Source organism: Paenibacillus sp. N3.4, assembly GCF_008017805.1.
Classification (GTDB): Bacteria; Bacillota; Bacilli; order Paenibacillales; family NBRC-103111; genus Paenibacillus_E.
This window is the reverse complement of the sequence record NZ_VRTT01000001.1, coordinates 205030-228228: the sequence shown is the minus strand read 5'-3', so window position 1 is coordinate 228228 and position 23199 is coordinate 205030. Positions and strand designations below refer to the sequence as shown.

At 43.7% G+C, this 23199-nt stretch carries 17 protein-coding genes, 1 other RNA gene and 4 pseudogenes; 14 read left to right on the top strand and 8 right to left on the bottom strand.

The genetic code is table 11. The features are described from left to right. Window positions 1–192 precede the first annotated feature (192 nt). Both FU659_RS00970 and ssrS read left to right on the top strand, forming a co-directional pair. A complete protein-coding gene (locus tag FU659_RS00970; RefSeq protein WP_147945812.1) occupies window positions 193–1035 on the top strand; it encodes a YesL family protein in 843 nt (280 codons plus the stop codon). A gap of 37 nt (window positions 1036–1072) precedes the next feature. Beyond that, window positions 1073–1254: non-coding RNA, 6S RNA (ssrS, locus tag FU659_RS00965), on the top strand. Window positions 1255–2254: 1000 nt separating this feature from the next. Here ssrS and xylB read toward each other — a convergent pair. Continuing rightward, window positions 2255–3783: pseudogene (xylB, locus tag FU659_RS00960) on the bottom strand (xylulokinase). A 144-nt stretch (window positions 3784–3927) separates the two neighbouring features. Continuing rightward, entirely contained in the window at window positions 3928–4440 is a 513-nt protein-coding gene (locus FU659_RS00955) for a GNAT family N-acetyltransferase (protein ID WP_147945811.1), read from the bottom strand. A gap of 161 nt (window positions 4441–4601) precedes the next feature. Here FU659_RS00955 and FU659_RS00950 point away from each other — a divergent pair, with 161 nt between their 5' ends. After that, window positions 4602–5948 (top strand): Nramp family divalent metal transporter, encoded by a 1347-nt coding sequence (locus FU659_RS00950; RefSeq protein WP_147945810.1) that lies wholly within the window; start codon window positions 4602–4604, stop codon window positions 5946–5948. Between the two features lie 122 nt (window positions 5949–6070). Then, window positions 6071–6460 (top strand): DUF1499 domain-containing protein, encoded by a 390-nt coding sequence (locus tag FU659_RS00945; RefSeq protein ID WP_147945809.1) that lies wholly within the window; start codon window positions 6071–6073, stop codon window positions 6458–6460. A gap of 52 nt (window positions 6461–6512) precedes the next feature. On the opposite strand, the gene tpx is transcribed toward FU659_RS00945, so the two are convergent. After that, window positions 6513–7031, bottom strand: coding sequence for a thiol peroxidase (tpx, locus tag FU659_RS00940; RefSeq protein ID WP_147945808.1), 519 nt, complete (start codon window positions 7029–7031; stop codon window positions 6513–6515). A gap of 162 nt (window positions 7032–7193) precedes the next feature. Between tpx and gltC the strand changes: the two genes are divergently transcribed. Further along, on the top strand, window positions 7194–8078 hold the full coding sequence (gltC, locus tag FU659_RS00935) for a glutamate biosynthesis transcriptional regulator GltC (protein ID WP_147945807.1): 885 nt from the start codon (window positions 7194–7196) through the stop codon (window positions 8076–8078). A gap of 58 nt (window positions 8079–8136) precedes the next feature. Here the strand turns inward: gltC and FU659_RS00930 are convergent, their stop codons facing one another. Both FU659_RS00930 and FU659_RS00925 read right to left on the bottom strand, forming a co-directional pair. Then, window positions 8137–8829, bottom strand: coding sequence for a zinc metallopeptidase (locus FU659_RS00930; RefSeq protein ID WP_147945806.1), 693 nt, complete (start codon window positions 8827–8829; stop codon window positions 8137–8139). 21 nt (window positions 8830–8850) lie between these two features. Further along, window positions 8851–9290, bottom strand: a pseudogene (locus FU659_RS00925) (MerR family transcriptional regulator). A 324-nt stretch (window positions 9291–9614) separates the two neighbouring features. On the opposite strand from FU659_RS00925, the gene FU659_RS00920 reads away from it, so the two are divergent. The 3 genes and pseudogenes from FU659_RS00920 to FU659_RS00910 all read left to right on the top strand — a co-directional run bounded on the left by FU659_RS00920 (window position 9615) and on the right by FU659_RS00910 (window position 12907). Continuing rightward, window positions 9615–11000 (top strand): ammonium transporter, encoded by a 1386-nt coding sequence (locus FU659_RS00920; protein ID WP_147945805.1) that lies wholly within the window; start codon window positions 9615–9617, stop codon window positions 10998–11000. Window positions 11001–11043: 43 nt separating this feature from the next. Next, a complete protein-coding gene (locus FU659_RS00915) occupies window positions 11044–12126 on the top strand; it encodes a DUF294 nucleotidyltransferase-like domain-containing protein (protein ID WP_147945804.1) in 1083 nt (360 codons plus the stop codon). Between the two features lie 47 nt (window positions 12127–12173). Next, window positions 12174–12907, top strand: a pseudogene (locus FU659_RS00910) (exonuclease domain-containing protein). Window positions 12908–12911: 4 nt separating this feature from the next. On the opposite strand, the gene FU659_RS00905 reads toward FU659_RS00910, so the two are convergent. Both FU659_RS00905 and FU659_RS00900 read right to left on the bottom strand, forming a co-directional pair. Beyond that, the gene (locus FU659_RS00905) at window positions 12912–13325 is read right to left on the bottom strand and encodes a M67 family metallopeptidase (RefSeq protein WP_147945803.1); all 414 of its coding nucleotides are present in this window, start codon (window positions 13323–13325) and stop codon (window positions 12912–12914) included. A gap of 86 nt (window positions 13326–13411) precedes the next feature. Next, window positions 13412–14650, bottom strand: coding sequence for an MFS transporter (locus FU659_RS00900; RefSeq protein ID WP_261807551.1), 1239 nt, complete (start codon window positions 14648–14650; stop codon window positions 13412–13414). 195 nt (window positions 14651–14845) lie between these two features. Here FU659_RS00900 and FU659_RS00895 point away from each other — a divergent pair, with 195 nt between their 5' ends. Continuing rightward, window positions 14846–15379 carry a TlpA family protein disulfide reductase gene (locus FU659_RS00895; protein WP_147945801.1) on the top strand — a complete coding sequence of 178 codons (534 nt, stop codon included), beginning with the start codon at window positions 14846–14848 and terminating at the stop codon, window positions 15377–15379. 64 nt (window positions 15380–15443) lie between these two features. Here FU659_RS00895 and cimA read toward each other — a convergent pair whose 3' ends face one another. Beyond that, entirely contained in the window at window positions 15444–17063 is a 1620-nt protein-coding gene (gene cimA, locus FU659_RS00890; protein WP_147945800.1) for a citramalate synthase, read from the bottom strand. A 220-nt stretch (window positions 17064–17283) separates the two neighbouring features. On the opposite strand from cimA, the gene FU659_RS00885 reads away from it, so the two are divergent. From FU659_RS00885 to FU659_RS00865, 5 genes and pseudogenes are all read left to right on the top strand, one after another. Next, window positions 17284–18579, top strand: coding sequence for a DNA polymerase IV (locus FU659_RS00885; protein ID WP_147945799.1), 1296 nt, complete (start codon window positions 17284–17286; stop codon window positions 18577–18579). A 9-nt stretch (window positions 18580–18588) separates the two neighbouring features. Beyond that, the gene (mobB, locus tag FU659_RS00880; RefSeq protein ID WP_147945798.1) at window positions 18589–19086 is read left to right on the top strand and encodes a molybdopterin-guanine dinucleotide biosynthesis protein B; all 498 of its coding nucleotides are present in this window, start codon (window positions 18589–18591) and stop codon (window positions 19084–19086) included. A 67-nt stretch (window positions 19087–19153) separates the two neighbouring features. Then, window positions 19154–19386, top strand: a pseudogene (locus FU659_RS00875) (ferredoxin). 171 nt (window positions 19387–19557) lie between these two features. Continuing rightward, a complete protein-coding gene (locus FU659_RS00870) occupies window positions 19558–21405 on the top strand; it encodes a CHASE2 domain-containing protein (RefSeq protein WP_187273820.1) in 1848 nt (615 codons plus the stop codon). A gap of 29 nt (window positions 21406–21434) precedes the next feature. Then, window positions 21435–23177, top strand: coding sequence for a FecR domain-containing protein (locus FU659_RS00865; RefSeq protein ID WP_147945796.1), 1743 nt, complete (start codon window positions 21435–21437; stop codon window positions 23175–23177). Window positions 23178–23199 lie beyond the last annotated feature (22 nt).

Below are 23199 nucleotides of genomic sequence, written 5' to 3'. Positions count from 1 at the left end.
GGGCATGCCCTTCATAAAATAAAGGCGAAGATCCTGAGGGATCTTCGCCTTTGCTTCATAATGATAGATGTCTACCTATATGATCAAAAATAGGCTATAATTAAGTCATTAAGGACAAGTAAGATCATTTGAGTGTAGAAGCGATAATCAACGTAGAAATTTCCTGAAGGAAACGCTAAGGAGGAAACAGTTTTGGAGTTTAGAGGAGTTATGGGTGGACTGTACAGAATCTCAGAATGGGTCATGCGATTATCGGTGATTAATTTACTCTGGTTGTTGTGCTCCATTCCGGTTTTCTTTTTTGGCTTTATGGGCTTGGTCAGTCCATCGCCGGATGCGCTGATGTCAACATTGCCTATTTTGGCTATTTTGGCACCGTTTACTTTATTCCCGGCAACGTCTGCTATGTTTACTGTAGCCAGGAAATGGGTGACAGGTGAAGAGGATGTTCCTCTTTTAAAAACATTTTTTCGCGGATATAAAGAAAACTACGTGCAAAGCATGGTTGGCGGTATATTTTTCGCCATCATCTTCGTTATTATTGCTGTGAACTACTTCTTCTATCTGAAACAGGGAAGCACCTTGCGAGTGCTGGCTGTTTTGTTTATTGCTTTTACGGTCATTGTGACGATCTCTTTATTTAATTTCTTTTCCATTATGGTTCATTTACACATGAAAATATTGCAAATTATGAAAAACGCTATTTTAATTACGATAGGCAATCCGATTAATTCCATTGTGTTGCTGCTATGTAACGGTGCGATTTTCTATATTTGTGTAACCAAATTTAATTTCTTTCTCGTTGTTTTCTTCATGGGGAGTATTATGGCAACATTCTCTTTTTGGCAGTTTAACCGCAGCTTCACCAAGCTGCAAACTAAGCAGCAAGAGCTAGAAGAGAAAGAACAACAAAAGCTGGCTGAAGCGCAAGAGGCAGATGAACAAGGTGAACCTGCAGCAGATGCGAAGGGTTCTGAAATTAGCTTGCATAAAAAAGATGAAAATGTAGACCATAGAGATAACCCAACTAGTTGATAAACAGCCGGTAGGGCACTATAATAAGAACTACAATAGAATCCTGCGATGTTCGTAACGGTTTTAAGTTGTTTTAAACCAATGACTGTTTCTAGGGAGACCTATATTGAAGTGTGGCTGACATGCCCTCGAAAGGGGACCTCAAATACACTTCTGCGGACACCCACCTGCGAGAGCGGGTTTGAAGCACCAAAACCGGACGGCATAGGCGGGTTTCTTTGTGTCTATTTACATGAAAAAAGGAAAAGATCAGCCCATAAATGCAGGATTCTGTCTTCTGTAAATACAAAACCGTCAGAATGAAAATTCTGACGGTTTTTGTTTTATGTTTGTTTCGGGTTAAGCGGAAGCTTAACCCCCTTAATGTGGAGTCAAGCCCTACTAAAGCAGATGCTTTGCGATGAACGTCATCATTGGGATGCGTTTGTAAAAAATCATAAGGAACATATAAGGCAAAAGTTCTCGAGGAAGTACTAAAATTGAGCCGCTCCATGAAAAGGGTATACACTCTTATTCTGTGAAGGATGTCATGACCACAAGGAAATGGCTCCGTAAACGGTATGTTTAGAAAGATAACGTTCAGTGTTACAGCACTCAGTAGAAGCAACAACTCCACTATAACACTGAAAACCGCGCTTACAGATAGACAAGTAGATCAAAAATGACAAATTTGGAATTGTAACACTGTTTTTCAGTGTTCCAGCAGTCAGTCAGAGCAATTACTCCACTTTAACGCTGGAAGTGCTTACAGACAGATAAGTAGATCGAAATTGACAAATTTGGAATTGTAACGCTGTTTTTCAGTGTTCCAGCAGTCAGTCTAAGCAATAACTCCACTTTAACGCTGGAAAAAGTGCTTACAGACAGATAAGTAGATCCAAAGTGACAAATTTGGAATTGTAACCCTGTTTTTCAGTGTTACAGCAGCCAGTCTAAGCAATTACTCCACTTTAACGCTGGAAAAAGTGCTTACAGACAGATAAGTAGATCGAAATTGACATATTTGGAATTGTAATGCTGTTTTTCAGTGTTACAGCAGCCAGTCAGAGCAACAATCCCGCTTTAACGCTGAAAACCGTGCTTACAGATAGGGGCGTGGTTAGGATTTTCTTGCGGCTTTTATCGTGCAAACAGGAAAGGAAAGAGTTTGAGTTTCCCTTTGCAATGATACAGAAAATTACTACTTTCTACAGAAAAGAGTAGAAGCTTAATGTAATTTTTAATGGCCGGCCAGCTCGCTTAATTGGTGAAAGGTACTTTGCAAAGTGCCATAAAGTCCCCGATACACGCTGTAATAAGCGTCATATTGCTGCCGATTATCAGGATTTGGCTCGACACGTTCCGTGACTTGGATCCATTTCTCACATAGTGTCATCATATCTTCTTTCAATACCCCAGAAGCAGCCATAATAGCCGCTCCGTAAGCAGGACCATCTGTAGAGTTGACAGTGACTACAGGAATCCCGAAAATGTCAGCGATCATTTGGCGCCAGAACAAGCTTCTTGCACCGCCGCCACTCACACGCAGTTCGGTGACTTCGATTCCTGACTCTTGAATGAGTTGAAGGGAGTCACGGAGTCCAAATGTAATGCCTTCAAGAACCGCGCGAGTCAAATGCTCCTTTCCGTGTCGGAGGTTTAATCCGATGAAGGCACCGCGAGCCTTAGGATCTGGATGTGGCGTACGCTCACCGGACAGGTAAGGCAGGAACAACAAGCCCTCGCTTCCTAGGGGGGCGGTAGCGGCATCGGATGTCAAGATTTCGTAGACGTCCTTGCCTTCCTTCTCTGCACGCTCAAGCTCCTCGTGTGCAAAGTGGTTGCGCCACCACTGGAAGGAGCCGCCGGCGGCCAGCATGACACCCATGCGGTGCCATTTCCCCGGCACGCCATGGCAAAAGGAATGAAGCCGGTACGCTTCATCAACTTGGTAGGTGTCGTCATGGACGAAGACGACACCGGAAGTGCCGAGCGCTACGGAGGCGATACCTTGGCGTACAACGCCAACGCCTACGGCGCCGCACGCTTGATCGCCGCCGCCGGCGACGATAGGCGTGCCTGCGGCCAGCCCCGTGAGGCTGGCGGCTTCGGGCAGCAGCTGGCCGACGACGTCGCCAGATTCAAATAGCGGCGGCAGCCATTCCAGTGGAATGTCCAGCCGCTCGGCAACGGTCTGTGACCAGCTGCGGTGGGCCACATCCAGCAGCAGCGTTCCGCTGGCGTCGGCGACGTCCATGCCGAGCGCACCCGTCAGGCGCAGCCTGACGTAGTCCTTCGGCAGCAGCAGATGCCGACGCGCGCGTAGTGCTCCGGCTCATGCTGCCGGAGCCAAATGACCTTGGGCGCGGTGAAGCCGGTCAGCGCCCGGTTGCCTGTCAGTCGGCCGAGCTCGGCTTCGCCGACGGTCGACTCGATATATGCGCACTGCTCCGCGGTGCGCTGGTCGCACCAGAGCAGCGCAGGCCGGATAACCTGCTGCGCTTCATCCAGAAAGACAGACCCGTGCATTTGGCCAGAGAAGCCTATGCCGCTAATATCGCTGCCCGCGATGCCTGTCTTCTCCAAAAGTGTTCGAATACCTGTAACCGTACCCTGCCACCAATCCTCAGGATGCTGCTCCGCCCATCCTGGATGAGGCTGCTGCAAGGGGTACTCGACACTATGGCTCCCAATCACGTGCCCGGAGTCATCTACAAGAATGCATTTAACTGCAGAAGTACCTAAATCTAAACCTAAGAAAACGGACATGACGATTCACCCTTTGTTAGTTATAGTTAGTTTTTTCTTCTTTGTTTGTTTATTGAATATACAAAGATATAAACTACTATATTCGCACATCAGGGCAGAAATCCTTCTTTTTATTAATGAATTCTTTGATGTATACCAATTCGTTTAATATTGCCAAATCAAGCTCATTTCGTGCCATTGGATACCCCCATGCATAGAGGAAGAAGGAGATAAGTAGGCAAAGCCTTTATTTTTGTAAAAAGGAATCAAATGCTCTTCGCACATAAGCACAATTCCTTTTAAACCAGCCGTTTTAACGCGCTGGATGACTTGGTCGAGTAATTGAGAGGCAACTCCTTGGCGCTGATAATCAGGGTGTACAGCAATGGTTAATATGCAATAATAGCTGCCGTCGACAGCAGGTTCCGTGGCTTGTTTAATGCTATCATCGGCCAACTGAAAGTGATTCAGTCTGACCCCATTCGTCACTCCAATGATTGTGGCATTCGTTTCTATGGTAGTAACAGGCATTTCGGCCACGAGAAAAAAGGTTCCGAATATTTGCATTCTCATCTGAAAGGCCTCGAACGATGCCGCGGCTTCAGGTATATATACGTTTTTTTCTATTTCGTAAGACGCAATCAAGTCTTTTTCGGTTATGGCTGAGCGAATAAGCACTGGATGATGACTCCTTTATAATCATAATTTTCCTTAGGGAAACAAATTTTTACGTGCACACAACTGTTTGTTTATAGCATAAAATAAACTCATGGTGTATAATAAAAACATAAATGTTTCCCTAGGACAAAATTGTTGTGTGTAAGAAAGAAGGGGTTAAGATGGAAATAGCCTACAAAAAGCCGGAACAGGAACCTAGTGGTTGGAAAAGAGAGCCTTCAATGCCTAGCTTGCCTGAAGTTCATCAAAGTTTAAACGTGCCGAAAAAAGCCGGGTTTTTTCGTAAATTATTAGCTTTCATAGGGCCAGGTTATCTCGTGGCTGTTGGATATATGGATCCAGGAAATTGGGCAACTGATTTAGCGGGAGGTTCCCAATTCGGATATACCCTATTATCGGTTATTCTCATTTCAAACCTGATGGCTATATTATTGCAAGCTTTATCCGGTCGATTAGGGATTGTAACCGGGAGAGATCTTGCTCAAGCTTGCCGGGATCATTATAGCAAGCCGGTTTCATTCGGTCTTTGGGTCTTATGTGAACTCGCTATTGCGGCGTGTGATTTAGCTGAAGTAATTGGGGCGGCCATTGCATTAAATCTATTATTTGGCTTACCGCTCATCTATGGCGTTATTCTTACTTCTATAGACGTACTTTTAGTTCTTATGCTGCAGAAAAAAGGTTTCCGCTATATAGAAGCAATGGTTATCAGTTTAATGGTTTTAATCGCGGTTTGCTTTGTTTTTGAACTCATTTTTTCCAAACCTGATTTTGCGGCCGTAGCAGTAGGGTTTATACCTACGACACAAATTGTAACGAATCCGGCTATGCTGTATATTGCTCTTGGTATTCTAGGAGCTACGGTTATGCCTCATAATTTATATTTACATTCGTCCATTGTACAAACGCGGAAAATTGAACAGACAATTGAAGGCAAGCGCTCTGCAATCAAATTTTCAACGATTGATACAACGATAGCTTTGATGCTTGCATTATTCGTCAATGCGGCTATTCTCATTCTTTCTGCCGCGGCCTTTCATTCAGTCGGTAAAGAAGTAGCCGAAATTCAGGATGCTTATAAACTGCTGGGTCCAATGTTGGGGACAGGAGCTGCAAGTGTTTTGTTCGCTGTCGCCTTATTGGCATCCGGACAAAATTCAACGTTGACCGGAACATTAGCGGGACAGATCGTCATGGAAGGGTTTCTGAATATCAGACTTGCACCTTGGTTGCGTCGATTAATTACTCGATTAATTGCGATCGTGCCCGCCGTTATTGTGATTGGCATCTCTGGCGAAAAAGGAGCGACGGATTTACTAATTTTTAGTCAAGTTATTCTTTCCTTGCAGTTATCATTTGCAGTCATTCCGTTAGTTAAATTTACTTCGGATCGCAAGAAGATGGGGGTGCTGGTTACTCCCAAATGGATGGTCGTGCTAAGCTGGTTTGTGGCTGTAGTCATTGCTATTTTGAATGTTTATTTGCTTTATAGCACTTTTGCCGGATAAATCATTGGATATCAACGTCTTTTCATTTAACCCCTTTTTCTTACGGCTAATCAGTGGTAAGATAGAGAATAGTGTAGAAATAGCAAGTGGTCTATGCACTTCATTGAAGGGGGAAAAGGCTTTTGCTTAAGAGAACTTTAATCGGATTACTTCGCAGTCATGAAACGACTGGAGATAAGGCCAAAGATCCTCTGCTTAAAACAAGATATTACAAATTACCCAAAGAACAAGTATGGGAAGAGGTTACCGCGGTTCTGAAAAAAACGCCAGGCTACAAACTTCTTCATGAAGTTCAAAACGTAGGTGAAATTCTCGCGGAACGCAAAACAATGACTGGCCGAACACAGGATGTTACGTTAACGTTGTTTGGAATCAATCCAGTGAAAACTGCAGTAGATATTTATTCAGCTTCTCGTGGTTCGATGGGAGATCTGGGTTCAAATTATCGAACTATAATAGATATTTACAAACAATTAGACCGTAAACTTGCCGCATATAAAATTGAATCATAACAAAAACAGCAGGGAAGCTAGGCCTCCTTGCTGTTTTATTTGTATCTGACTGTTAAACTAATTGTTTGACAGCTGCTACAGCCGCTTCATAATTAGGGTGTTCTGTCATTTCGCCCAAGTACTCTACATATTGTACAGTATCATTTGCATCGATAACGAAAATAGAACGCATGTCGAGTTGAAGCTCTTTGATTAGAACGCCATATGCTTCGCCAAACGATTTGGTTTTGTAATCAGACAAAGTAACGACTTTATCGATACCTGCCGCACCGCACCAACGGGATTGAGCGAAAGGAAGATCAACGCTGATTGTCAAAACAGCAACATTGTCGCCAAGACCCGCAGCTTCTTCGTTAAAACGGCGAGTTTGTGCGTCACAAACGCCTGTATCCAATGAAGGAACAACGCTGATTAGCTTCACTTTACCTGCATAATCTGCGAGGGAAACCTGGTTTAGCAAATCTTTGTTAATTGTGAAATCAGGAGCTTTGTCGCCGACTTTAACTTCGGGACCTACTAGTGTGATAGGATTGCTTTTAAAAGTAGCAACGCCAGTACGTTCTTGTGCCATGAGTATGTTTCCTCCTTTATTTTCCATGCTAGATAACAACTTATTTATTATAAGCTTTTTGAAGTTGGGTTGTCCAATCGATAGGGGAAGGCTATAATTTAAATAGTTGGCTATTGATTTATCGTCTGTGAAAACGGAACAAAAGTTGGAGGATTTATCCTAGTGGAATTGAGACAGTTGCAGTATTTTGTAAAAGTTGCTAGGAAGCAACACGTAACCCAAGCCGCGGAGGAACTGCACGTGGCGCAATCAGCGGTTAGTCGGCAAATACATTTGCTCGAAGAAGAGCTTGGTGTCAATTTATTTGTGCAAAAGGGACGTAATCTTCATTTGACTTCTGTCGGACATCTTTTCTTAAGTCGGATCGAAGGTATCTTGACGGACTTGGAACGCGCTGTAGGTGAAATACATGAGTTTCTCAATCCCGAAGCAGGTGAAATTCGTATCGGATTTCCTCATAGCCTCGTCGTGAATCTGTTGCCTGCGGTCGTTGCGGCTTTCAAAAAAGATCATCCAAATGTGAAATTTAGACTGCGGCAAGGTACTTATACTTCGTTGATTCGTGATGTGACAAGAGGTGAGATTGATCTGGCATTTATCTCGCCATTTCCGGAAACACACGAGCATGTGACAGGTGAAATATTACTAACGGAAGAGTTGTTTGCCATTATTCCATCCAATCATATATTGGCCGAGTACACATCGATTCGCCTGGAGCAGTTGAAAAATGAGCCTTTTGTGATGTTTAGCGAGGAATATACGCTGCGATCCATCGTGATGGAGGCTTGTTTGAAGGCAGGCTTCGTACCGAAGGTTGAATTTGAAGGGGAAGAGACAGACACGATTCGAGGACTTGTTGCAGCAGGCATGGGAGTCAGTTTGTTGCCTTCCATGGCTCTTATGGAGGGCGGACAACTCCAGCCAACGAAAATTCGTGTCACAGACCCGCAAGTAACCCGAACAGTTGGTTTGATTTGCCGAAGTGGTGAAAAGCTTCCTCTTGTCGCTGAGGTGTTCCGAAGATTTCTTTCCGATTATTTTAAATAAGAAAAAAAGCTCTTCCGCTGTATGCGATTCACGCATCACAGGGAGAGCTTTTTTTGGTTTAATCATTGTTGTTGCGACCGCTGAAAATCATGATATATTTCAAAAGTTCCAGTACGGATATTAATGCTGCGGCAACATACGTAAGAGCCGCTGCACGAAGCACCTTGGCTACGCCACGCTCTTCCTCATTAGAGATGAACCCTTCTGAGAGCATAAGATCTCGTGCTCTTGAGCTTGCGTTAAACTCTACGGGCAAAGTAATAAGTTGGAAGGCGACTGCTACTGAAAAGAAAAGGATGCCGATTCCGAGAAGCCAAGGAATTTGTTGAAATATGAAGCCGCCTAAGATGAGAATAGGCGCTACGCCAGAAGCAAAGTTCACGACAGGGAATATATGATGTCTGGCTACGAGCATCGGATAATGGACTTTATGCTGAATGGCATGACCTACTTCGTGACAGGCCACAGAAACGGCCGAGATGGAGCTTTGATAGTAGACGGGTTCGGATAACCGGACAACCCGTGCAATCGGATCATAGTGATCCGTCAGCGTCCCAGGAACAGCTTCTACAGGAACATCATACAGTCCATTAGAATCGAGCATTCGTCTTGCTGCTTGAGCGCCTGTCATACCCGAGTAAATGGGGACCTCGGACCATTTGTTGAACGTGCTTCGAACACGCGACGATGCCCAGAGTGAAAGTACAAAAGCAACAATAATGACATAATCCAACGGGTGAAAGACGAACATAACACATGCCTCCGTAAATTGTTATGAGAACGGATTTTTACCTAGAAGGACAATAAGCGCTTCAATACAAGCAGCTGTAGGCTGCGTCAAGATACGATAAAGTTTCTTCATTTGATTCGGTTTCAATTGTTGAATAATAGGGTCAAGTTCTTTAGCTTCTTTCATTAACTGTTCGAGGTGCAGTTGAATAGATGTTAGCTTATCTCTCACCGTATCATCGGAGAAACTTTACTCCATTGCTGCAGATTGGCTTTAATCTCTTCTAAGGTATATTTCTCGTTCTTCATTGTTTCAATACGTTTAAGTCGATTTAAGGTTTCATCGCTATAAAGTCGGTAATTCGTATCGGATCGTTTCTCCGGTTCAATCAAACTCAACTTGGTGTAGTAATCGATGGTTCGAGGACTGACATCGGCAAGTTTAGCTAGTTCTCCGATTTTGTACAGTTTCTCATTCCCCATAGTAAGTTCACCTCTACTCCATGTTATGTACAACAGGCAATTAGCATTCTGCCTTTTGCCGTTACTCCTCATGATACCTGATTACAAACCGTACAGTCAAACGTGATGCTTATATGGGCTAAGTTCTATAATAAGGGAGAAATCCTAACATATTTCCTTCTATATGAAGGGAAACACGAATTATGCATGTGAGATGTTAGGTTATTTTTCGTTTTTTTAATGATCTTAGAGAAAATCCTATTGTCAAACCCGATTATCCTCGCTATAATGACAATAAGAGTTTCATTATATGTTACCTAATCTAACATTAAAGGAAGTGGTCGTATGCTTAAGAAATTATTGTTAGCTTTCGGCGTTATGGCATTATTGTTCCCTACTCTTGCTTTTGCGGCAGATGAAGCAACTATCCCTCAATTAACTAGTGCCATTGATGCTGTTTGGGTGATGCTCGCTGCAATCCTGGTTATCTTCATGCAAGCCGGTTTTGCACTATTGGAAGCGGGATCTACGAGAATGAAAAATGCCGGTCATGTAGCCGGTAAAACAATTTTAACCTTTGGTTTATGCGCCATTGCTTTCTGGGCAGTCGGCTTCGGTTTCGCTTTCGGCGATGGCAATGCCTTCTTCGGAACGACAGGGTTCTTCGTAACAGGTTTGGAAGATCAAGCTACTGCAGCTTTCGGCGCTTTATCTGGTTCTGATGTACCTATTGGCATTAAGTTCTTGTTCCAGCTTGCTTTTGCCGGAGTATCCTTGGCTATTGCTTGGGGGGGATTTGCAGAAAGAGCGAAGCTTCCGGTGTACTTTATTTTCGGAATTTTGTTCACTGTCGTTATTTATCCAATTGTTGCTCACTGGGTATGGGGCGGTGGTTGGTTAGGTCAACTTGGTATGCAAGACTTTGCAGGCTCCACAGTTGTTCATTTACAAGGTGCGACGGCAGCGCTTGTAGCGACCATCTTGTTAAAACCACGTATTGGCAAATATAATAAAGATAAAACACCTAATTTAATTCCAGGCCACAATCAAGTATTGTCTGTTCTCGGTGTTATTATCCTTTGGATCGGTTGGTTTGGGTTCAACCCAGGTAGTACACTTAGCGCAATGGGTGACGGTTTCTTCGGCTACATCGCACTGACAACGAATATGGCTGCTGCGGCAGGTGGAGTTGCGGCTCTGATTATCTCTTGGATGTATTTTGGTAAAGCGGATATTCCTAGTATGTTGAATGGCGTTCTTGCAGCGCTTGTAGCGATTACAGCAGCGTGCGCATTCGTAGATACTTGGGCAGCCATTGTTATCGGTGCTGTAGCGGGAATTGTAACGTTCTTCACAGCGCAATGGTTTGAGAAAGCTGGTATCGATGATCCCATCTACGCATTCTCCGTACACGGTATCGCTGGGATCTGGGGAACACTCTCCACTGGTTTATTTGCTACACCTGAGCTTTCCGCGAAAGTTGGTGTTGGTGGCGCGGGATTATTCTATGGCGGTGGCTTGCACCAATTAGGCATTCAAGCATTAGGCGTATTCGGAGCTCTTGCTTTCGTTCTTGTTCTTTCCTTCATCATCCTAGGTATTCTAAAAGCAACAGTAGGTCTTCGTGTAACGGAAGAAGAAGAAATCATTGGTTTGGATTTATCTGAGCACGGTTCTTACGGCTATCCGGAACAAATGAAAAAGGCAGCTCAAAACGGGGTTTCGGTATAAAAACTAACCTAACTATTCTCTACTAGAGTAAAGGGGATGCAACATGAATCATCTCTCCATGGAACAGATCTTGGCACGCATACATCGATCGGAACAGTTCGAGGAGATGCGAATAACCAGAGATCAGGTGCATGAGACGATTCGGGAGCATTCCCTTTTCTCACATTCATATGAGGCTCTGCAGGATGTAAACCGGCTTCACGATGCTTTCATTCGAAGAACGATTAAACTGGCTGAAGATAACCTGGAGCAAGAGGGCTGCGGCAAGCCGCCGGTTCCATATGCGTTTATTCTGTTCGGCAGTGGAGGCAGAAGTGAACAGACGCTCTGGAGCGATCAAGATAACGGACTTATCTATGAGCAAAGTCTACATCATTCGGAAGAAGAGTTGGAAGCCTATTTTGTTAAACTTGTCGATTGTATTCTTTATGGCTTAGGCATTTTGGGGTATCCACCTTGTCAGGGGAATGTGATATCGAGCAACAGACAATGGCGTAAGCCTATTGCGGCGTACATGGATGAAATGACGGCTTGGTTTGAAGAACCGGATTGGGAACATGTGCGTTATTTGCTCATCATGGCAGATATGCGAGCTGTTTATGGTTTTGAGGATTTGGTAAATCGGTTGAAAAGCGAATTCCTAGCGTATATTCAGCAGCATCCAACGATACTTAAGTATTTGTTATCCAACACGCTTCATCATAAAATTTCTCTGGGTGTATTTGGACATCTAATAACCGAGCGATATGGCGAGGATGCCGGTGGGTTTGATATTAAATATGGGGCTTACATACCGATTGTTAATGGTGTGCGTCTGCTTTCTATTCAAGCAGGAATCATAGAAGCTTCAACCTTAGAAAGAATCAGGCTTCTGAAGGAAAGTTCATTCATCCCTGAGTCATTGGCTGATGAATGGCGGGATGCTTTTGGCATAGCGCTCAAATTGCGGGATATGACCCCTTTTCAGCTGGAGGAAGAGATGTATACGACCAGGAGCAAATTATCCGCCGAGCAATTGACGAAAGAAGTTAGGCAGGAATTAAAGCAATGCTTACGCGCGGGAATAGATTTGCAAAAATTTGTGAAAAAATCAATCGATTTGCAAGTAGATAAAGAAAAAGGTTAGCCATGTCGGCAGGAATTGAAATTTGGCGTAGGGAGGGGTGATTGGAGATGAAAGACATGCGTCCCGCTGGTCGTATGTGGCACTTATATAAAATGGGCGGTCTCACACCTGCCCTTACTTCTATGTTTAATGTCCAAAGTGCGCAGCAGATGGCATTTATTCGCTCGATGCTGAAAGAACAGCGGAAAGATTCCTTATTTGATATCCCGCTCCACTCGATGGAACTTGTTGTTTTTGATTTGGAAACCACAGGCTTTTCACCTTACAATGGTGACGAGATCATCTCGTTTGGCGGCGTCTCGGTTATTGGCGGTGAAGTACAACTTCAGGACACCTTCTATAGCATGGTAAATCCTAAGCGTAAAATCCCTGACGAAATTGTAAAGCTAACTGGAATAACGAACGAAATGGCAGCCGCAGCGCCTGATTTAATAGTAGTGCTGAGTGATTTCTTGGAGTTTGTTCAACAGAGGATATTAGTTGCGCATGCAACAGGGCATGATAAAAATTTCCTGAACTCCGCTTTATGGCGACGTCCAAAGTAAGTTTATCTCATCGCGTTCTGGACACGATGATGATTGCCAAGTGGTTGATGCCGAAGAGAAAAAATTTAAGCTTGGATTCGCTGCTCCACGCTTATGATATTCCAGTTACAAATCGCCATCATGCGCTGGATGATTCCCTGATGACCGCCCAGCTTTGGTCAAGATTTATGGAGGAGATAAAATCGCGAGATGTGGATACATTGGGCGATCTCTATGCCTTATTGAGCCATCACTGACCCATCACAAACGAAGTTTGTTGAATGCGGTTGGGGAGGCTTTTTTTATTTGATATAAAAATAATTCAGGCTGTTTGGGCGCTTGTAAGGATAAAATCCAATGTGTCGGGATGGTATGCCACAGGGTTTGAAGATCCTGCTCAGAAGGTATGGGTGAAGCAGTGGGATGCGAATGGAAAATACCGATAACATGGTTTTCTGTATTTACAAGGAAAGGGACCATATCCTGCGGGGCAATATCGAATTGCAATTGCGGATTCGCAGCGCAATTGCGCATAGGGGCAAACGAATGGGCTGTAAAGCCAGCGTCTTGGTCTAGAACTTGTCCTAGAATAAAGCCGCAGGCTTCTTCGGGTAGTTTACTAAAGCTGTATTCGATAAGTGTGCGGTAAAGCTCATTTGTCATAAGTACCTGCATAACTCCTAGACACCTCTCATTGAATCGGGTTGCAATTAGTATAAAGGTTCAAGGAGAGAATGGGTAGATAGGAGCCTAGTGGTGGATCAATTCAGCTCCCCTTTGGGGCGTATGAAGAAAAAAACGAGTCCGAGCGTAAGGAAAGCTAAGGAAGATACGGTTATAAAGGTAGCTTTATGTGACAGATTCATTAGCCAGCCGAAAATAGGTGGACCGAACGCGACCCCGATAAAGCGGAGGCTATTGTAAAGAGAAGTAATCATGCCGCGCTGCTCCCGCTCAGCGGAGCCGGTAATCATCGTATTTAAACAAGGAAGCAGAGCTCCTGTGCCAATGCCACTTAGTGTGAGCAGTCCGATAAAAAGACCGAGCTTGGTACTTAAGAAGATTGTCAGTGTTAACGAAATCGTCATCAGGAGGAGTCCCAAATTGATAATCCAGCGCATCGCGGTCCCATTTTTTTTAATTAGGGCACCTGTCGTATAGGAAGTGATGACCAAACCTAGCAAAGGTATAGCAAGGATGAGTCCCTTCTTGACGCCTGTGATGTTATAAGGTTCTTCTTCTAATATTTGCGATAAATAAAAGAGAACGCCAAACAGGATAAATAAGGCTAGTGAACCTGCAATAAAGGCAGGGATTAACCAATGACCTTTTTCTTGCAATATGTTTTTGATTTGTTTTAAATAGGCACGTAGCGCTTGGGGCTTTTCTTTTTTTGGAGGCTCTTTGATCATAAAGATGACAGCTAGCAGCGCCAAAACACAGAAGATAGGAAAGGCGAAAAATGGAGCAAACCAGGCGATTAGAGCGATTAAAGAACCTAAAATAGGGCTGACGACTTTACCTATGCCGTTCGAGGCTTCAATCAAGCCCAAGGCTTTGCTCGCCTTGCCTCCCTTATAAAGATCTCCGACAAGCGCCATCGCAATGGGGGCTGTTCCGGCTGCTCCTAAGCCCTGTACAGCGCGCGCGATAATTAGGGTTGTGTAGGAATTCCAAATAGCTCCTAGGCCTGCTAGAACGCCGGCTGCTCCGTATACGATGAGCGAAGGGATGATAACTCCCTTACGCGAAAATCGATCTGATAAATAACCGGAGACAGGAATGATTAGTCCTGCGGTGATCGAGAACAAGGTGATTACCAATGAGCTTTGGAAACGGGAAATGCCCATCTTCTCCTGCATATCGGGCAGAATAGGCACTAACATCGAATTGCCCAGTACAAGAACTAAAGGGATTGTAGCGAGAGCAATATATTCCAAGATAGGTTTACTGGTCGATGGACCTGAATGATTCGCTGGTTTACTCTCTGGTTCACTCATAGTTTTGTTCATTGCTTTACCCATTGGTTTACCCATAGGTTTACTCATTGTTTTATTCATTGGTGATTCCTTTCTATACAGATTGGTAGGCTTACTTTTCCCTATAAGAGGAAAGACATGCATGTCCTTTACATCTTCCATGTTGGAAATCCTGGCGAATTGGAGATAATATAGACAGAGTGGAGGTGCAATTTGTTGAGAAAAAATATGATGATACTCGTTCTTGTCGTTTTCCTGGCTGGTTTTGCCGTTTACCAAAATGCCCGGAATGCCCATAAAGAAACGCTTTTGCCTACGGAGCAAGCCCCTAAGGTGAATTTCTTAGCGCCTAATTTTACGCTGAAAGGTTTGGATGGCAACGATTATGTCATAGGAGGGCCGCGGGAGAAGCCGTTGTTAGTTAATTTCTGGGCATCCTGGTGCGGTCCGTGTGAGGAAGAGGCGCCGGATCTTGTTCGTGTTTACAATAAATATCAAGGTCAGTTTGATCTGTATGCGGTCAATGTAACGCCGGGGGATAAGCTAGAGAATATTAAGAAGTTTGTGGAGCGGTATCAATATCCATTTCCTGTGATGTTGGATAAGCAAGGAACTAATGCGGATACATACCGTGTAGTGGCGATTCCAACCAGTTTCTTGATAGATAAAAACGGAGTTATCCGCGAGGTCATTCATGTGCTGTCTGCTAAAGATTTGGACAAGAGGATAGAGAATCTGATTAAAGGGTAAATAAATAAGCTGCATGGAACGCGAAACAGCGCGTTTTCCATGCAGCTTATGTTTATTGCTAAGATTAATGATTGACTAAGCCAAGTCGTCCTTGTTGATCTTTGGACGCTGGTTCTATGCGTTGCCTGCCGATTAGAGCATAGCGCAAGCTGTCTACAAGAGCATACCAGCTTGCTTCGATGATATTGCTGGATACGCCAAGTGTGTTCCAAGTGCTGTTAAAGTCGGTCGTTTCCATTAAAACTCTAACTTTACCGGCCGTAGCATCCTTCTCATCAAGTACACGTACTTTGTAATCGGATAAATGTATGTTTTGAATATCGGGATAATATTGGATAAGCGCCTTGCGTAAGGCATTGTCAAGTGCATTAACAGGACCATTGCCTTCTGCCGCGGTGTAAATCGTTTCGCCATGTACTTTTACTTTGACGATGGCTTCGGAAACGACAGCATGGTTCGCTGACTTCTCAACAAGCATTTTGAACGATTCCAAGGTAAAAATTTCTTCAAGTCCTTCGAAAGCCTCACGAAGCAGTAATTCGAGAGTTGCGTCGGCCCCTTCAAACTGGTAGCCCTGGTGCTCAAGATTTTTGATTTTCTCAATAACCTCTTTGGTTTTCTGATGCTCTTTGTTGAAATCAAGGTTCAGCTCTTGTGCCTTCACAAGCACATTGCTCTGTCCGGCAAGCTCTGAAACGAGCACGCGTTGCTTGTTGCCGACATTCTCAGGCTTGGTATGCTCATACGTACTGGCATCCTTGAGAATTGCGGATACGTGAATGCCGCCTTTGTGTGCAAATGCCGCATTACCGACATAAGGTTGATTAACGGGCATATGCATATTGGCTATTTCACTGATGTAGCGGGAAACAGGTGTTAACGATTGCAACTGTTCGACAGTTATAACCTCATAGCCAAGCTTCAATTGAAGATTAGGGATGATGGAGCTTAAGTTTGCGTTGCCGCAACGTTCGCCGTACCCATTGATTGTGCCTTGGACTTGTCTTGCGCCTGCTTGGACAGCGGCGAGGCTATTAGCCACGCCAAGTTCACAGTCGTTATGAGCATGTATGCCAACAGGTGTGGTGATGTGTAGTTTTACCGCTGTGACGATAGCTGTTATTTCTTCCGGCAAGGAACCGCCGTTCGTATCACACAGAACGATCCAATCTGCTCCGGCTTCTTGCGCCTTTTGGATCGTTTGCAAGGCGTATTCGGGATTGTTCTTGTATCCGTCAAAGAAATGTTCGGCATCGTAAATCACTTCAAGGCCGCTATTTTTCAGGAAAAGAACAGAGTCATAAATCATGGCCAAATTCTCTTCCAACGTAGTTTGAATGGCGGTATGAACGTGGAAGTCCCAAGACTTGCCGAAGATGGTCGCCACTTGAGCTCCTGATTCCACCAGTCTGTTCAAATTAATATCTTCTGAAGCTTGGGAGTCTTTGCGTCTGGTGCTTCCAAAAGCAGCGATTTTGGCATTGGCAAATGACATGTTTCGAGTACGCTCAAAAAATTCAATATCTTTGCTGTTGCTGCCCGGCCATCCGCCTTCAATATAATGAACTCCAAGCTCGTCGAGCTTGCGAGCAATTTTGATTTTATCCTCGACGGATAAGCTTATGCCTTCTCCTTGCGTACCGTCTCGTAGTGTTGTATCGAAGATTTTGACTGATGTTGGCATGGGTTCCTCCTTCAAAAGCTGGCAAACTAACTTTGATTTGTGTTCATTAATGGTGTTAGTGCTTGCTTTAAAGCGTCAATGTATAATGAATAACTATAACATAATTTCATTTGTAAGGACACCATAACGCAAAAATACGTTTGCTTGAAGGTGTGATTTTTTGTATGCTGAAATTGGCTCACATACAACGCAGCTTTACGAATGGGAGGGGATGTGAAGGATGTCGGTTCAACATCATTATCCCAAGCAAGGCAGAGTCATTTTACACATTGATATGAATGCGTTCTATTGCTCCGTTCATGAAGCCGTGGAACCTGAATTATACAAAGGGAAGCCTATAGCTGTTGCCGGTAGTGTCGAGCTTCGCCGGGGGATTATTGTTACTTCATCTTATACAGCACGAGCGAAGGGCATAAAGACAGGGATGCAGGTAAAGCAAGCGCTGCAACTGTGTCCGGATTTAATTCTAATTTCCCCTGATTTTGATCTATATCGCAGCTTCTCCAGACGTTTCATGCAGATTGCTTATAGCTATTCACCTTTGGTAGAATCTATGTCTATTGATGAGTGTTTTGTCGATATAACAGGGTCCAAGCAGTTCGGCACACCGCTGGAAATTGCTTCTACGATTCAACAGCAAATTATGAAAGAGTTAAATCTGCCCTGTTCAATTGGCGTAGCCCCCAATAAATTGCTGGCTAAGATGGGTTCTGATATGAAAAAGCCAAACGGGATTTCAGTTCTCCGACTGCGGGATGTTCCCACAGTTCTATGGGATAAACCTTGTAATTATTTATATGGGATTGGTAAAAAAACAGCAGATAAGCTAACAAGACTGAGTATTCATACCATAGGACAGCTCGCCGTTGGCAATGATGATCTGCTCAGTAAGCATTTTGGGATTATGGGCGCTCATTTGAAACGTTCCGCCAATGGGATTGATCATTCTTTGGTTAATCCGGAGCAGGAGCAAAGTAAGTCTATTGGTCACACCACTACGCTGCCACGAGACTTTTCAGATAGAAAAGACATTCACCGTGTTTTTCTGAATCTGGCAGACCAAGTGGCTAGAAGATTGCGCAAGCAGGATTTGATGTCCTCGACCATCCAAATTACGATCCGTGACCCGGATATGAGAACCATAACGCGATCAGTAACATTACCTACGCCAACCGAGCACATGGATGATATTTTTCGAACCTCTTGTGACTTATATGACCACCACTGGGAGGATGGCAATCCAGTGCGATTGCTGGGCATTACCTTGCAAAACTTAACGATGAAAGAAGAAACCTTCGTGCAATTGGATCTTTTCAATTATGAAAAGCAGCCCCAGAGAGAACAATTGAACCGCATTATGGACGGTCTTCGCGATAAGTTCGGGGAAAACGCGATTCTGACTGCTGGAATGATGGGAAATGATCCTTCAGCTTTAATACGCAACCATAAGGCAAGGGGGACATCCCTGCAAATGGATCATTTGCGGAACAATCCCCTTCATAAGGAAGAGGAGTAGAGAAGTATAATGGCTTACTGCATGGGCTTTGCTGGATATTCAGGAAGTGGTAAAACAACGCTGGTCACCCAATTAGTTGTCGAGATGAAGCGGCGCGGCTTTCGTGTTGCGGTTATTAAACATGATGCGCATGGACATTATAAAGAAGCAGCAGGTGCAGACTCGACTCTCTTCATAGAGGCTGGCGCGGATGCTGTTGTTACCATATCCCCTAACCAGGTTAATCATGTTGTGAAACAGCAAAACACTGACCTTCAAGAGGAACTAAAAGCATACACGCATGTAGACTACATTTTTGTTGAGGGATTTAAGATGGAAAAGCATCCAAAGATTGCTGTTTTTCGTACGATAGAGCAGAGTGAGATTATTCCTAGGCTTGATCCGAAGCCAGTTGCCATCGCAACTGACTTGAATAACCATCATTTGGAATATATAGCTCTGGATTTGAATGATATTTGTTCTGTTGCAGATTTTGTGGAACAATTTTTTGTGGTTAGTCCATTTTAGCGTTTGAACTTTGTCCATTTTTATATTATATTTTAACATGAGGAACAGTTGAGGAGGAGGAGTAAACATGGCAAAGTATACATTTGTTGATAAAGATACCTGCATCGCTTGCGGCGCTTGCGGAGCTACAGCTCCAGACATCTATGATTACGACGATGAAGGTTTAGCGGAAGTAATTTTGATGGTGATGGTAACAAAGGGGTAACTGAAATTCCGGAGGATCTGTTTGATGATCTTCAAGATGCTCAAGATGGTTGCCCGACCGATTCCATTAAAGTTGCGGATTCACCTTTTAGCTAATCATATCCAACCGCAATTTTGTGAAGTCATTCACAGAATGTCGAAAGAGCTCGGTTCCTGCCAAGGGATCGGGCTCTTTTCTCGATACAATTTGTATTAAATTGTAACATTTCATTGCCATTTCGTACGTGCCATCTTACAATGAATCTAGTAATCATAAGGGAGGATCTTATGGGTAAGATGAAGTGGATTCAAACTTTGACCGCTGGGCTTGTCTTGTTAGCTTTATCGACATATTTCTACACGGTGAATTCTAGCGGTTTGTTTTATTTTTTGGAGGATCCCCTGCAGGATAATATGCGTAAAGCCAAGTCGGTTGAAGAGCGCCAGCCGGATGATCGGATCAAGATTGTTAAAATTGATGATAAATCGCTCTCGGCCATCGGTAAATTTCCGTGGGACCGTTCGACTTATGCACAATTAATTGAGAAATTAGAAGAGTCAGGAGCAGCAGCCATCGGTATAGACGTAGTCTTGGCCGAACCTTCGAAAAACCCCGCTGACGATAAAGCTTTAGCTGATGTCTTGGCTAAATATCATAATGTCATTATGCCCGTTCAAATTAACTACCCCTCCAAGCAGCAGCAAGCAGGTGATCTTATACCTGAGAAAGTTGACTACCCCACTCCTACACTCACAACGAATAGACAGCAAATGGCGCATATTAACGTGTTTGTTGACAAGGATGGCAAAGCTCGGAAACTACCGGTCGGTCTACCGGATGAGACTGGAACCTACATACCTGCTTTCAGTGTTGCGCTCGCTAATTTGGTCCTTGATAATGAGGATAAAGTAAAGCGTGATGGAGCAACCGGGCAGTGGAAGCGTGGAAATGTTGTCCTACCGACAAATGATAGAAATCAAGTGACGACAGAGTTTTTCACGCTGCCGAGGCAGAAAGTAGATGCGACGACAGGTTATGAAATGCTCTCTTTCATAGATGTCCTTAACAGCAAAAAGCCATTGCCTTTGCAAGGGAGTATTGTTCTTGTCGGACCTTTCGTTACAGCTATGCAGGATGAATACCCGACTCCGATCAGCTCTGTAAAAATGTTTGGGATCGAAATTCATGCGAATATGATTCAAACGCTGCTGGAAAGCAAGTTTTATAAAGAAACAAGTAAACCGGTAGGAATTGGTATCATTGTTCTTGTTTCTTTGCTTGCCATATTCTTGTTTGAGAGATTCAAAGGTCGAACTGCATTATTCATCTTTTTAGGTGTGTTTATTGCTTATGGAGGCATTTGGCTGCTGCTTTATACGGTAGGGTCCATTTTTGCCCCGCTTGTATATCCGCAATTTGCACTAGGGACCATTTACATATGGTCATTGGTCAGTCATTACATTGAAGAACGCAAGGAACGCAATCGGGTAACAGGAATTTTCGGCAGATTCGTTTCCAAAAGCGTTGTGGACGAGCTGTTGCAATCCGGTGAAGACGTCAAACTAGGCGGAAGTCGCAAAGATATTTCATTGATTTTCGTAGATATTCGAGGGTTTACCCCGATGTCTGAACGTCTCGAGCCTGAGCAGGTCATTCAAGTGTTAAATGAGTATTTGGATGTATGTACGAAGGCGATTTTCAAGTTTAACGGAACGCTTGATAAATTTATTGGCGATGGCGTTATGGCGATGTTCGGAGCGCCGATTGCGTATGATAACCATCCGGAAATGGCCGTTCGCTCAGCCATTGAAATGAAATCACAAGCCAATATTCTCGAACAGAAGCTTATTGAGAAATATGGCATCGGCGTTAAGTTTGGTCTAGGCATTAACAGTGGTCCGGCGGTTGTTGGCAATATCGGTTCAGAAGATTTAAGGCTGGACTACACGGCTATCGGCGATACGGTCAACTTGTCAGCCCGTTTGGAAGCTAATGCGAAGCCTGGGCAGATTTTAATAAGTGAGCAAACCTATGCCAGAGTAAAAGACCTTTTCGTGATTGAGCCCATTGGCGAAATTAAAGTTAAAGGGAAAGAAAAGCCGGTCATGGTGTACGAGGTTATGGGGAATTTATAGACAACGATATTGCTAGGGAGGAATTCTGTGTGCGTGTAACCAAGAAATCATTCATTTCATTATTTTTAAGTTTTTGTTTAGCCTTTAGTTTGATTTCAATTTTACTGGTCAAGCCCGTAGAGGCAAAAACCGTCCGTGTTGCCGTAATTGGCTCCTTAAGCGGCGATGTAACCGTCAAAAAGGGCGGAGGTTCCAAGACGTACGATGGTTATGAAAGCATGAGTTTAAACCAAGGGGACACCATTTATACCGGAGCCAGTTCATCGGTTACCCTTCATTTAAGCAGTGGGGATGCCGATGTGACATTGGGTGACAACGCTGAAATTAATGTTTCGGACCTCAATACAACGGATGGCAATAAGAAATCCAAGCTTAAGCTATGGGCGGGTTCGATGTGGGTTAAAGTAAAATCATTAGCTGGTTCTAATGATGAATTTGAAGTGGAAACACCGACTGCAGTCATGGGTGTGCGCGGAACGCAATTTTTCGTAGGGATTGACCCTGAAACCGGGAAAATCAAGATGGCTGTAGGTGCGGGGAACGTATCGACAACTACGGTAACCAATACGGAGGGTTCCACGCAACAATCGTCGATTACATATTTATACCCAACACAACAAATTACGCTGGATGCCAGAGATGAATTAAAAGACTTATCATTGAAAATCGAATTCCTTGATTTAGAAGATTTCATTCGACAAGCTTCTCCTGAAGTCATTAAAGAATTGATCAGAAACAAGGCTGAAATCGATAAAGAGAACGAAGAGTTCATAGCCAAGAAAGCGAAGGAAATGGCGAATGGCGTAACGACGGATGGACAAACATCACTGGTATTGAAGGATCAAGCTGAATTAGCTAATGTAAAGCAAAACTTAGAAAATTTGATTGGCAACATTGCTAAAACGGCTGTAGCCGATAAAAAAATCGATAAAGATTTGATGGATAAAATCATTGCTGAGGCTAATCAAAAAATTACGGATCCAACCAGAAAATTAGATCTGGATAAAGTCTTGCCTTTAGATAAAACTGCGGGTACGGATGCTGAAAAAGAAAAGCAAAAACAGGCAGAACTCAAAAAGCTCGAAGAAGCGAAGAAGCTTAAGGAAGCCGAGCAGCTTAAGAAAAAAGAAGAGGCTAAACTGAAGTTAGCCGCCGCTCTTAAAGCGCTAGAGGAAGAGAAGGCGAAGATAGACGCAGCGAATAAACAGGCAGAGAATGATGCAAAGGCTAAGGCGCAAGATGCTCTTGATAAGCAAAATCAAGTTGTGAATCCTACACCAACCCCATCAAACAATGATGGGAACGAGTCGACAACACCATCGCCTTCCTTAAGTTTAAGTACAGCCAAGACAGGGACGAACGCTTTTAATCTCGCTATAAACTTAAGCAACTTTATAGGCAATAATGATATTTATGGCGTTGAAGTTCATCTGCTATATAGTTCTAATGTATCTTACAACACTCCAGCTGGTAAAATCGGAACTTCTGAGATTTTTCAAGACAGTAACAGTGCTGATAATATGAAAGAATTTATAGGTGAAACGAAAGAACTTATTTATTCTGTAACGAATTTCGGAGCTGGCAGTTCTAATATTGCGGTAAATGGGACGAAAAATTTGGTCACTTTACCGTTCACCGGATATGGTACAGCTACTGTTAAGGTGGATAAAATTATGATCGTTCGTAAAAATGGCACGGCTGTGCAGGAAATAATCGTACCAGCTGCTGTGCTGCCAGGTTCTGTGTCTTTAAGCCCCGGGTTTGTAAACTAAACCATTGACCATACATAAATAA

Bases quoted from the DNA above. Each gene is read 5' to 3' on its own strand.
- FU659_RS00950 (WP_147945810.1), top strand. From the start codon at position 4,602: ATGGAAATAGCCTACAAAAAGCCGGAACAGGAACCTAGTGGTTGGAAA.
- tpx (WP_147945808.1), bottom strand. From the start codon at position 7,031: ATGGCACAAGAACGTACTGGCGTTGCTACTTTTAAAAGCAATCCTATC.
- FU659_RS00930 (WP_147945806.1), bottom strand. From the start codon at position 8,829: ATGTTCGTCTTTCACCCGTTGGATTATGTCATTATTGTTGCTTTTGTA.
- FU659_RS00920 (WP_147945805.1), top strand. From the start codon at position 9,615: ATGCTTAAGAAATTATTGTTAGCTTTCGGCGTTATGGCATTATTGTTC.
- FU659_RS00915 (WP_147945804.1), top strand. From the start codon at position 11,044: ATGAATCATCTCTCCATGGAACAGATCTTGGCACGCATACATCGATCG.
- FU659_RS00905 (WP_147945803.1), bottom strand. From the start codon at position 13,325: ATGCAGGTACTTATGACAAATGAGCTTTACCGCACACTTATCGAATAC.
- FU659_RS00900 (WP_261807551.1), bottom strand. From the start codon at position 14,650: ATGAGTGAACCAGAGAGTAAACCAGCGAATCATTCAGGTCCATCGACC.
- cimA (WP_147945800.1), bottom strand. From the start codon at position 17,063: ATGCCAACATCAGTCAAAATCTTCGATACAACACTACGAGACGGTACG.
- FU659_RS00885 (WP_147945799.1), top strand. From the start codon at position 17,284: ATGTCGGTTCAACATCATTATCCCAAGCAAGGCAGAGTCATTTTACAC.
- mobB (WP_147945798.1), top strand. From the start codon at position 18,589: ATGGCTTACTGCATGGGCTTTGCTGGATATTCAGGAAGTGGTAAAACA.
- FU659_RS00870 (WP_187273820.1), top strand. From the start codon at position 19,558: ATGGGTAAGATGAAGTGGATTCAAACTTTGACCGCTGGGCTTGTCTTG.